Annotated in this window: 10 protein-coding genes; 1 reads left to right on the top strand and 9 read right to left on the bottom strand. The window is 54.1% G+C overall.

What is annotated here, in order from left to right; all coding sequences use genetic code 11:
* Positions 1 to 175 precede the first annotated feature (175 nt).
* The 8 genes from GOV87_RS20185 to GOV87_RS20220 are packed head-to-tail and all read right to left on the bottom strand — an operon-like array spanning position 176 to position 10,270.
* Positions 176 to 1,480: an aminotransferase class III-fold pyridoxal phosphate-dependent enzyme gene (locus tag GOV87_RS20185; protein WP_234899391.1), complete on the bottom strand. Its 1,305-nt coding sequence runs from the start codon at positions 1,478 to 1,480 to the stop codon at positions 176 to 178.
* Positions 1,481 to 1,532: 52 nt separating this feature from the next.
* On the bottom strand, positions 1,533 to 3,095 hold the full coding sequence (locus GOV87_RS20190; protein ID WP_171212953.1) for a trimethylamine methyltransferase family protein: 1,563 nt from the start codon (positions 3,093 to 3,095) through the stop codon (positions 1,533 to 1,535).
* A complete protein-coding gene (locus GOV87_RS20195) occupies positions 3,088 to 4,320 on the bottom strand; it encodes an aromatic ring-hydroxylating dioxygenase subunit alpha (RefSeq protein WP_171125941.1) in 1,233 nt (410 codons plus the stop codon). Before GOV87_RS20195 ends, GOV87_RS20190 begins: the two co-directional genes overlap by 8 nt.
* Positions 4,317 to 6,380: an FAD-dependent oxidoreductase gene (locus GOV87_RS20200; protein WP_171125943.1), complete on the bottom strand. Its 2,064-nt coding sequence runs from the start codon at positions 6,378 to 6,380 to the stop codon at positions 4,317 to 4,319. The genes GOV87_RS20195 and GOV87_RS20200 overlap by 4 nt, the downstream gene beginning before the upstream one ends.
* A gap of 60 nt (positions 6,381 to 6,440) precedes the next feature.
* Entirely contained in the window at positions 6,441 to 7,502 is a 1,062-nt protein-coding gene (locus GOV87_RS20205; RefSeq protein ID WP_234899375.1) for an extracellular solute-binding protein, read from the bottom strand.
* 19 nt (positions 7,503 to 7,521) lie between these two features.
* Positions 7,522 to 8,619: an ABC transporter ATP-binding protein gene (locus GOV87_RS20210; RefSeq protein ID WP_170752059.1), complete on the bottom strand. Its 1,098-nt coding sequence runs from the start codon at positions 8,617 to 8,619 to the stop codon at positions 7,522 to 7,524.
* Entirely contained in the window at positions 8,616 to 9,404 is a 789-nt protein-coding gene (locus GOV87_RS20215) for an ABC transporter permease (RefSeq protein WP_170752062.1), read from the bottom strand. The genes GOV87_RS20210 and GOV87_RS20215 overlap by 4 nt, the downstream gene beginning before the upstream one ends.
* Positions 9,401 to 10,270, bottom strand: a complete 870-nt coding sequence (locus GOV87_RS20220) for an ABC transporter permease (protein WP_170549885.1) — start codon at positions 10,268 to 10,270, stop codon at positions 9,401 to 9,403. Before GOV87_RS20220 ends, GOV87_RS20215 begins: the two co-directional genes overlap by 4 nt.
* Positions 10,271 to 10,358: 88 nt before the next feature.
* Here GOV87_RS20220 and GOV87_RS20225 point away from each other — a divergent pair, with 88 nt between their 5' ends.
* Positions 10,359 to 11,033: a TetR family transcriptional regulator C-terminal domain-containing protein gene (locus GOV87_RS20225; RefSeq protein WP_254447441.1), complete on the top strand. Its 675-nt coding sequence runs from the start codon at positions 10,359 to 10,361 to the stop codon at positions 11,031 to 11,033.
* Positions 11,034 to 11,046: 13 nt separating this feature from the next.
* On the opposite strand, the gene GOV87_RS20370 is transcribed toward GOV87_RS20225, so the two are convergent.
* The coding region (locus GOV87_RS20370) for a hypothetical protein (protein ID WP_217360920.1) at positions 11,047 to 11,269 on the bottom strand (223 nt) is incomplete at its 5' end.

Consider the following 11,269-nt stretch of genomic DNA (forward strand, 5'->3'; position numbering starts at 1 on the left):
CACCGAGACCGGGCATTCAGCAAATTAGGCTTTATGTCCGAGTTGCGGACCAAGCTGCCGATAAGTCATTTTGTCGGGATGTGTGACAACGGCCCATTGCGGACATTTAGGACGGAATTCAAATGCTGCGGTGGCATACCGGTCTGCGGACATCCGCAACAGTGGCGCAAGCTCTTCATTGTTCACTGATTCCGCCAAGCCACGTTCGTGTCGCTTCAAGCCCCTTGCGCAAGATAGAAAACATCTGCTCAATTTCACTTTCGCTGATGATAAGGGGCGGTGAAAGAACACACATGTTGATAATAGGTCGAACTAATAACCCACGTTTTTGGCATTCTATATCGATCTGGCCGCCAATCTCGTAGTCGCATCCCAGATCACTCCGGGGATCACCATCGACTGAGCATTGTACGCATCCCATCAACCCCATCCCGCGCACATCGGCAACGATATCAATCTGTCGCAAATGCTGCAGCTGATCCTGAAAAACCGGAGCGACCTTTTGAACGTGTTCGAGAAGTTTTTCCCGCTCTATGATCTCAATGCTCTTCAAACCCGCAGCCGCGCTAACCGGATGACCAGAATAGGTGTAGCCATTTGAGAAGGTCGCATCTTTTCCTCCAACGTCTGCGATCAATCGGTCAGAGATAACCGCGGCACCCATCGGCGCATACCCAGATGTCATTCCTTTGGCACAAGTGATTATGTCAGGCTGAATGCCGAAAACAGCATCTGACGAAAACCAATGGCCCAATCGCCCAAATGCCGTAACCACTTCGTCGGAGATATATAGAACATCATACTTCTTGCAGATGTTTAGGCAGCCTTTGTGGTATCCATTCGGCGGCACGATCACGCCGCCAGATGCCAGAACCGGTTCGGCGATAAAAGCGGCAACGTTTTCGGGGCCAAGAGCTACAATGGCGTTTTCAAGATCGGAAATTTTCTCCTTTAGAAAACTCTCGTCGCTTTGACCAGGTGAACGGTAGAGCGGATTCACGTCGGGCAGGAAATGTGCGAGGTCATCCGCCTTGTCTAGCCAAAGCCTGTCACGCTCTTTTCCACTGACGCTGGCCGCCAGATAAGTGCTTCCGTGATAGGCTTTTTGCCTTGAAATGATCTTCTTTTTCTCGGGCCGACCCAAAAGGTTGTTTCGAAAGTGGACAAAGCGGATAGCCGTATCCACCGCAGTCGAACCGCCGGTGGTAAAAAAGACATTGTTCAAGTCGCCCGGCGCACGTTTGGCGATTTCGCGTGCGAACAGCGCGGCAGTTGAGTTGGCGTTGTTGAAGGGAGAGAAATAGGCGAGGTTTCGAGCCTGCTCAGCCATGGCCTCGGCCATCTCCTCTCGCCCATAACCGATCTGAGTGCACCACATCCCGCCTGGTCCGTCGATCAAGCGTTCGCCTATTTCGTTAACCACATGGATGCCGCTGGCACCTTCGATAAAAGTGCGGTCGCTTTTGCCCAAAGTTGCCATTCCTTCCCACGGGTGCAGGAAATGGTCGTTGTCCCAGTGCTTGGCGTTAGAGTTATCCACGGCGGGCCATGCTTTCTGCGCTCATCACAATTGGGAACTCTTCGCGCACCTGAGCGTCTGAGGCGCCGAAGTAGTTGGGGAAATGGCTGTCGAGAATGGAATTGGCCTTGTCACGGGCGCGGTCCAATAGATCAGTTTTGCCTTCGTTTTCCCATGTATCTGTACGCTCACGATCCATGAGCCGCGGGTAGACAAATTCGGTGTTCATATAGTTCAGCGTGTGAGGGTTACCGAGGAAATGACCTGGGTCGATGGCACACTGGTGGATCACATCTACCGCCATGGTTTCATCCGTGACCTCTATCCCGCGCAACGATCGCAGGATCATACCACCCGCTTCGTCATCGATGACCATACTTTCAAAGCTGCATCCCATCAGGCTACCCATCATACCGCCGAACTCGCACAAACGATTGGCACCGGCATGGGCGGCAAGCGTGAAGGTCAGTGCTTTTTCCAACCCGTATTGCGCGTCGGGTATTTTTGCATCGGTCATGCCTGCGCCAACGGATGTGGGAAGGCCGTAGAAATTGCCCATCTGAATGGCTGCCGCCCCGATGAGAGCCTGTTCACCGCTGCCGCCGGTGAACGATCCGCTACGCAGGTCTGTGATGAAGGGCCAGGCGGCAAAGCAGACCGGACAGCCCGGTGTGATGAGGTTTACAATGGCAACACAGGCCAGCGTTTCGGCCACGGTTTGCACCAGTGTTCCCGCAAGCGTCGCGGGGGCTGTGGCCCCGGCCTGAGGAGGCACGGCCAGATCGACAGTTAGACCAAGTTTGGCAGTATCAATCAGGATTTCCATGTTCTCCTTGCCGATCCGCAAGGGGGAAACCATTGGGCAGCCGCCAAATATGACGCTTGGCTTCTTCATGAAAGCCCCTTCACCACCGTGAGCCAAATCAAACATGCGGATGGCATGCGGGATATGGCTGCGGTCGCGAAAGGTCAGACAGGCAGGCTTTTGGCTGCCTGCGAGCATCGCATATATGGTGTTCATGTCGTGAGCGAAATCATCGGTCACGTCGGTGGCCAAAACTGTGTCGCCCAGCATATGGATGTTGTCCAAGCGGTCCACTAGTCGGGTGAAATCATAAACGTCGCGCAGAACCGATGGACGATAGGACTTGGTCTCGGAATCGAAGGTTGTGACGGCGGTGCCAGAGTTGGCGAAATAGACACTCTCGTCCGAGCAATGCATGTCGTCTTTGCCTGCACGCTCACCGCGGGCATAGACATAAAACTCTCTGGCGGCAGCCGCCAGGATGTCTTCCATAAGGGCGCGGGGGAAGCACAGCCTATTGAGGTCATTCAAAACTGCGCCTTTGGGAAGCACCAGATCAAGCAATTCCGGGAAATGGTCGGTAACGCCTGTGTTTTCCACAACGGTTAAGGCCGCTTGATGGATGTTCTCCATATCTGCTTGGGTCAGCGGTTTATAGCGGCCGCCACTTAGGCCTCCACGTACGGCCTCATTGCCCGTGGTAGCCTGTTGAACCTTGATGCGCGCGGCGCGTCCGCCGCCGCCGCGACGGCGTAATTTTGCCTCAGCCATGACCGGACATCCTTTGTTCTGGGTCCGGGCTGATCATGTTGAAATAGAAATCGTAGAAGTCCTGGATCGAGGTTTCCATCTCGCCCAAGGGGCCCGGTTGGAAGTATTGAGAATTTACGCCGGACTGGTTGTGGCGAATGATGCGTTCGTCATCCAAAGATGTGACATGCCAAAGCCAGGTCAGGTCTTCTTTGTCGTAGTCTTCGCCTTCTTCGGCGTCAGCGCGAACCAGCCAGACCACCTGAATGTCGGTTTCCTGTAAGCCTCGTGGAATGAAGCGGTAGCCGACCATGTGATCCGAATAAATCAGGAACCAATTCAACGGACCAATATCAAAGTCTGTTGCGCCACCGTCGAAGCCTTTGAGCGTTCCAAGCAATGGTGCAAGTGCCTCGCCCGATTGGCTGCCGGTTTTGTAGCCTTGGTAAAGCGGATAGCGACGATAGTACCCGCTGGTAAATGGGGTCAGCGCAGCGTCGCCGACAAGAGTCAATTCATTGGGTGACAGCCCGGCTTCTACAGCCCTAGCCTTTAGCGGTTCGACCAAACCAGCCATGTCTTGCGGTGATTTCAAGCTATGGGAGCGAGAATACTCTTTGTGAGCTGGCCCGCAGTGGTAGCATTCAAGGTAGTTCTCAACCGCTAGTTTCCAATTCGCGGGAACAGGAAATGACGCGGTATGCGCTACTTTCAAATCGTTCAGGCCATAGGGTTCGACGAGTGGCTCAAGTTTGCTGAGGACAGGATCAAGTGATGGGGTGTTTGCATCGGCACAGACAAAGATCAGGCCCTTGAAGACACTCACCTGAACGGGAAGAAGCCCAAACTTTGACGGGTCGAATTGTTCCCCCATATTGTGACTTGCACGAAGTTTTCCTGATAGCTCATATGTCCATGCGTGGTAGGGGCAAACAAGAACGCGGGCGTTGCCGGATTGTTCAGTGCAGACGCGAGATCCGCGATGGCGGCAGACATTCAAATGAGCACGAATGTCGCCATCGCGGTCGCGAACAACGATAATGCTCTCCGGGCCATAGTCTAACAGGAAGTAGTCACCGGGGCTTGGGATTTGACTGACGTGACCTGCCCAAAGCCAGTTGCGGTTCCAGACCCGGGCGATGTCATAGTTATAGATGTCTTGGGAGGTATAGAATTCGCGCGGCAGGGCGTGGCCGTACTGGTGCGAGGCTATCAGCGCATCCAACTCAAACGGTCGGCTGTTCATCTCGTTTCCTCCAAATCGATTATCTCGCGGCGAAACCAATCCTGGTCTGCTTCTGCCTTGGGGCGTTCAAAATCACGGGCCGCGCGGTGGCCCGCGAAGACTGCGTCGACGATCAGCCCTGGAGAAGCGGCATCGCCAATAAGTTCGACGGTTTTCAACCTGAGCCCGCGCAAGCTGTCATATAGCGTCGTCTCACGCTGACGTTCAGTGACCAGAATTGTCGAGGCACATGGAATATCCATTTCGCGACCAGTAAAGGCACAACCGATGCGGGCCATGTCACCTTGAACCGCCGTCAGCACCTGATTGCAACGAATGTCGATACCAAGCTCCATCAGACGGGCCTGAATGCGAGGCTGCTCCAAAGTATTGATGGAGTAAGCTGAAACCAAATTCTCCGGCGTGACAAAGACCACCTGGTATCCTGCCGTCGCCAATTTTTCGGCGATCACTCCTGCCAGATAGATATGATCGTCATCATAGATCATGACCGGGCCATCAGGCGGTAGAACACCATTCATTATGTCATCAGGCGTCAGCACATTGGCGCTTTGCTCGATCTGTGGCACATGGCGCTGGGTGTTACGGCCCATGCCGTCGGTTCGCCAACGGCTGCCGGTGGCCACAAAGACGTGTTCGACGCCCAGCTCTGCCACTTGATCGCCATCAAGCCTGCTGTCAGTGAAAAGCTGAACGTTGCCGCGTTGCTTTAAATCATGCAGACGATAGTCGACGACGCGGGACCAAGCTGCGAGGCCGGGAAGTTTGCTTTCCTTCGTAACCCGCCCGCCCAATTCGGCTGACGCTTCGGCCAAGGTCACCTGATATCCTCGCCTTGCCAACTGCATGGCGCATTCAAGACCGGCAGGGCCACCGCCAACAACCAAAATATCCGCGTTGCTCTTTTTCGGCGCGATGATCTCGGGGTGCCAACCGCGTCGCCATTCCTCACCCATCGTAGGGTTTTGAGTGCATCGGATCGGGATACCCAGATTGTCCGACGACACGCAGATATTGCAGCCGATGCATTCGCGGATTTCGTCGATCCTGCCTTCCCCGATCTTTTTTGGTATGAAAGGGTCCGCAATGGATGGCCGCGCGGCACCGATAAGGTCGACAATTCCTTTTTTGACCATCGACAGCATCATGTCGGGGGATGTCAGGCGACCGACACCAACCACAGGTTTTTGGGTGATCTGTTTAACGTGGGACAGAAACGCGTTCTGATATCCGTCCTCTGGCTGAAAACGAGTCGTGGCACTGTCATTGGACCAGTCAGCCACATTCACATCCCATAGGTCAGGAAGATCGGCCAAAAGCTCGACAACGGCGCGGCCTTCTTCTCCTACCTGCATGCCCCCGGCACCCATCATCTCATCAATAGCAAAACGGAACGCCACAGCGCAGCTGTCGCCCACGGCTTCGTGAGTGTCTTCCAGCAGTTCACGTGTCAGACGCACGCGATTTTCGAGCGACCCACCATATTCATCGCTACGCTGGTTCATATGCGGCAGCATGAAATGTTGCGCCAATGTCATGTTGTGCCCGGCATACACATAAATGATGTCAAATCCGGCATCTTTCGCGCGCAAGGCGGCCTCGCGGTGCCAACGGCGAAATTCCCGAATGTCGGCTTTATCCATAGCCCGCGCCTGCTTGGGGTGTGTAGTGTCGACAGACATTTCGGAAGGTGCAAGAACCGGGGCGCGGGTAAGCAGGTTTTGCGCATGATTGCCGTTATGAACCAGCTGGATAGCCGCCAGCGCACCATGTGCATGCACTGCGTCTGTCATCAGCCGCAACGCGGGCACATCGCGCGCGTCCCATAGCCGCCCTTCGGCGTAAGGAGAAAGGTCAGAAGTCGGGTGAATCTCGGTCTCCTGATTGGAAACCACCGCCCACCCGCCTTCGGCCTTCATTCCACGAACGGCAGCATCCGCCCTTGGTCGGAGGTGCCCCAGCCCGGTGCAATGAGGCACCTGATAGAAGCGGTTCCTGGCAGTGACTGGCCCGATCTGAACCGGTTCCAAGAGCATAGCATATGGGTTCGCGTCTGACATGTTCACGCGTTTTCCTGTGTTTGTGTTCCAGGGCTGGTTGGCCCCGGAGATACTGTTGAATCAGAAGCCGGCCTTGATCCGTTCAAACTCCGCCAGCATTTTTGCCTCAAGCTCGGGGTTCACCGCATCAAAGAACAAACTGCCCTCGAAGAAGCTTTTTGGATCGGAGAAACCATAGGCTTCGATGTTGGCCTGATCGGCAACTTCGAACGCTTTTGCGTTCGAATGCGGGTAGCCCCAGTTGTCGATGATGTACTGACCGCTGGCCGGGTCGGTAAGCGCGTTCAACAGATCATAGACCTGATCGACCGGTGTCGTGGATGATTTCAGATGCACGTAGCCGCACGCCCAGGTCGCGATACCCTTGTCGACGTCTCGCATCATCGCGGCAGGCACCTCATTCCAGATCAGGTTTAGTTCTGACTGGTTCCAGGCCCAACCGAATTCGATCTCGCCGCTGGTCATGGCCTGGTCAAACTGACCTGCGTCGGACCAGTAAAAGCGCATGTTCGGGTGGATCGAGCGCAGGAAGTCAGACGCTTCCTTGAACTGCTCATCGCTCAAGTTGGTGTAGTCGTCAGCATTTCCAGTAGCCAGCGCCGCTAACGCATAAGCAGATGATGCGGCATCCGGGATAGCGATCTTACCGGCATAGGCCGGGTCGGCCAGCAATTGCAGTGAGATATCGTCCCCCGAGATCTTGTCGGTGCGATAGATAAGGCCCGTGTTCCCCCATTCGAACGGCAACATGTAAAGCTGGCCGTCCAGAACGATGGCGTCGACCTCCTTGATCTCGGGCAGCACATCCGCCCAATTGGTCAGCTTGCTTTCGTCCAGCGGCTGAATCAGATCGGCTGCGACCCATTTTCTGACCGCGTCGGAACAAGGATGCGCTAAATCAGCTGTAAATCCGGAGCTTAGCTTGGTAAAGGCTTCTTCCTGGCTACCGAAATAGGAATAGCTCGGTGCTTCATTCCCGTATTTTTCCATGTAGCTGGCAAAGAATCCCGGGTCTTCATATCCCGACCAGTCAAATACCGTTAGATCAGCTCCACCGGCGCTGGCGCTTCCTGTACTTATTGCCGTCGCACATGCGAAGGCCGCAATTCCCTGAAGTTTCAATTTTTTTCCTCCCATTGTCTTATTCTGTGTCAGTGCCAAGATCGATCACGCTGGCGCTTTGGACTCCCAGCCAAACTGCGTCGCCGCGATTGAAATCAACCGTGTGAAAGTAGTTCGGAACCGAGACCGAGATCGGCTTGTCGGTTTCCGCAACCTGAATGTGGTAGTGAATGTTCTCGCCATAGAAGGCGACGTTGCTGACTTTGCCCTGAACAGTTGATGGATAGTCTTCGGGTTTTTCAGAGGTGATTTCCAATTGTTCGGGTCGAATACCGATGTTCATATCTCGGGCGCTGGTTGCGACGTTGGGGTTTTTTTCAATCTCCATTTGGCCAAAGGCCTTCGCGTCGATTGAAAGCGTATCGCCATTTTCCTCAAGCAACTGGGCAGGCAAAATGTTCATCTCACCGATGAAACTGGCAACCTGCTGATCGCAGGGCCGGGCGTAAAGCGTTGTTGGCGTATCCACCTGCTTTAGCCGCCCATTGAACATCACGCCAATGCGGTCAGACATTGTCATCGCCTCGTATTGGTCGTGTGTGACCATCACAAAGGTGATACCCAGCGATTGCTGCAGATTACGCATTTCAAATTGCATCTGCTCGCGCAGCTTCTTGTCCAAGGCCGACAAGGGCTCATCCAGCAACAATACTTTGGGTCGCATGATCAGCGCACGGGCGAGCGCCACCCTTTGCCGCTGCCCGCCTGACAGCTCACTTGCGCCGCGATCCTCAAGACCGCCCAGCTCGACCATTTCCAAGGCTTCGGCCACACGCTGGTCGATTTCGGCCTTGGGGGCCTTGCCACGTAATCCATAAGCCACGTTGTTTCCAACATTCAGGTGCGGGAAGATGGCGTAGCTCTGAAAAACCATGTTCGTCGGGCGGTTGTTGGCAGGCACACCATCCATATCCTGACCGTCGATCAGTACGGTGCCTTTGGTCGGCTCTTGGAAACCAGCGATCATCCGCAATACCGTGGTTTTGCCGCATCCCGATGGGCCGAGGAGTGAGAAAAACTCGCCTTCCTTGAGATCGAGGTCGATCCCGCTAGCCGCAAGAAAAGTGCCATAGCGTTTCTCGACGCCCCTGAGTTCGATGATGTTTTTTTCTGTCATTGGACCCCTGATGCGGATGAGCGGCGCCGGAAATACTCGGCTAGCACCAAAAGTAGAACCGATGAAAGCAGCAGGATAGAGCCTAAGGCCAAAACGTTTGGAAGCTTGGCGGGGAAACGAATCTGGCTCCAGATGTAGACTGGCAAGGTTGGTTGGTTGCCGGACAGGAAAAAGGCGAGCACGAACTCGTCGAAGCTGACTGTGAAAGTGACCAGCAAACTTGCGACGATACCCGGGGAAACGACCGGAAGCGTCACGCGGCGGAAGGTGTCGAACACGCCGACACCTAGATCGTATGATGCTTCCTCCAGCGACGCATCGAAGTCATCAAACGCAGACTTCAGGATCGAGACGGAAAACGGCAGCGCAAGAAATGTATGACCCAGAACGACGGTCAGCAAAGACGGCTTAAGACCGATAAACAAAAACAGAACCAGCATTGAAGAAGCGACGATAATGCCCGGTATAACCAAAGGCAGCATCACCAGACCTTCCGCAGCACGCTGACCCCGAAAACGGTACCGAACAAAGGCGCGGGCGGCGAACAATCCCATAGCGGTAGAAAGAAGTGCCACGACGGTGCCGACGCCAAGCGAATTCCAAAGGGCCTGGATCAAGGTATCCTGTTCGCCCAGCTTCCGATACCAGTCCAGCGTCCAGCCCTTGATGGGAAAAGCAACGATTGTGCCGCTGTTGAATGAAAACAAGGGCAGAAAAAGGACCGGCAGGTAAAGAAAAACCAAATACAGAAAGGCGTAGGCTGTCAGGGTCGAAGGGCGTCTCATCTTATCCGCCTCCCTAGCCGGGTGGCGGTAATTACAAACACTATAGCGACAAAGCCAACCGATAGCATCGCGATCAGTGAAAGGGTGGCGCCGAGTGGCCAGTTGTTGGCGGCCCCGAACTGCACCTGAATAAGGTTGGCGATCATCTTTCCATCCGACCCGCCAACCAGTGCCGGGGTCACATAGTCACCTACCGTGGGAATAAATATGATCAGACAAGCAGCAATGATCCCCGGGATGGTTAGTGGCAGCGTCACCCGCATGAAGCGTTGAAAAGGGCTGTTACCGAGGTCGGTGGCGGCTTCTAGTAAGCTCGGATCGATCTTCTGCAATGAGACATAGATCGGCAGGATCGCAAATGGCGCCCAAGCATGGGCAAGCGTCAGCACGACTGCAAATTCATTGTAGAGAAGGAAGTCGAGCGGTTCGTCGATCAGACCAAGCATCAGCAGTGCAGAATTCATTACGCCGTTGAACCCCAGGATGAGTTTCCACGCAAATACACGCAGGAGGTAGCTAGACCAGAATGGAATGGTGATGAGCAGAAGCCAGATGGTCTTTTTACGGGCCTTCATCGCGATGAAATAAGCGATGGGATATGCCAGTGCGACAGTAACTGCTGTAACTGCTCCGGCAATCCAGATCGACCTTAGCATTAAGTGTCTAACCAGAGGATCAGCAAACGCGTCGCTATAGTTTTTTAGTGTCGGCGTCTTGTCGAGCGTTACGTAGGTTTGCGTCCAGAACGAATAGGCGATCAGGATCAACAACGGAGCCGCCACCAGAAAGCCCACATAAGCCGTGGCTGGTGCGCTGAGGGTATAGCCCCGGGATGCTTCGCTACGAAAGATTACCCAAACTCCCATCCGGATTTTCACGAGTCACTAATGGACGATCGTCCATTAAATATTGCGCCAGAACGGTCTTTCGTGTCAATCTTCCTGTGAGAAAGACTTGAGTGATGCTATCAAGGAAATGGAATTATTGAATAAAGTGGAAAACGTTAGAGGAAGAAAACGTGGCTCGAAACGTGATCCAGATGCCAGTAAGCAACTTCTGATCAAGGCGACTCTGGACTCTATCGCGGATATTGGAGTCACCGAGACGACGGTCAGCTGCATCTGCGAGCGTTCTGGTTTGTCACGCGGAATGATCCATTTGCATTTCGGCGGGAAGGACAATTTGCTGACGGCAGCAGCCCAGCATTTCAGTGCCCAATATTATTCCGAGATGGACAAAATGACCGATCTGGGCTCGGATGCATCGCCCGAAGACCGAGTGATGGCTGTGATCGAGGCGGATCTGTCCGAAGCACTGCTCAATCCAAGAAGTACAAAAATCTGGCATGCATTTCGCGGCATCGCGAGCACACACCCAGGCATTGCCCGCTACAGCAGCACTCAGGATCAAAAACTTGTCGAGACATTGCGGCTTGCGTTTAAGGAGATAGCTCAAAAAAACGAGCGTGACCCAAACTTGGTGGACGATGCCACTGCCGGAACGCTGGCTTTGCTGGAAGGTATGTGGGTCAATTACCTAACAGATATGCAGGGTTTTTCACGACGACGCTCTGTTGATCTTATCAGACGTTTCTTGTGCGGACTTTTCCCCGAAAAATTTAAATTGTGAGATTTCGGGACGCTCAGATTTGAGACAGAAAAACAGCATGTTCTTGGAAAGCCGACTGCTGGTATTGGCGAATTCCCTGGCGTCTAAATGCAACACCCCCGTGCATAGGACGAAATCCAACGCCCGCTTTCCCCCGAAGAAAGGTTTCCATTGCACGTGCAGCGAAAGACCGCTTTCCGCCGATTCTGTTGAAAAACAACGTGTTGCTGACGCAGAAAGTGATGAGCTGAACAGAG

The sequence above is a fragment of the Ruegeria sp. HKCCA5426 genome (genome assembly GCF_013034585.1).
GTDB lineage: Bacteria > Pseudomonadota > Alphaproteobacteria > Rhodobacterales > Rhodobacteraceae > Ruegeria.

Coding starts and splice junctions, on each gene's coding strand:
- GOV87_RS20185 (WP_234899391.1), bottom strand. CDS start 1,480: ATGGCAACTTTGGGCAAAAGCGACCGCACTTTTATCGAAGGTGCCAGC.
- GOV87_RS20190 (WP_171212953.1), bottom strand. CDS start 3,095: ATGGCTGAGGCAAAATTACGCCGTCGCGGCGGCGGCGGACGCGCCGCG.
- GOV87_RS20195 (WP_171125941.1), bottom strand. CDS start 4,320: ATGAACAGCCGACCGTTTGAGTTGGATGCGCTGATAGCCTCGCACCAG.
- GOV87_RS20200 (WP_171125943.1), bottom strand. CDS start 6,380: ATGTCAGACGCGAACCCATATGCTATGCTCTTGGAACCGGTTCAGATC.
- GOV87_RS20210 (WP_170752059.1), bottom strand. CDS start 8,619: ATGACAGAAAAAAACATCATCGAACTCAGGGGCGTCGAGAAACGCTAT.
- GOV87_RS20215 (WP_170752062.1), bottom strand. CDS start 9,404: ATGAGACGCCCTTCGACCCTGACAGCCTACGCCTTTCTGTATTTGGTT.
- GOV87_RS20220 (WP_170549885.1), bottom strand. CDS start 10,270: ATGGGAGTTTGGGTAATCTTTCGTAGCGAAGCATCCCGGGGCTATACC.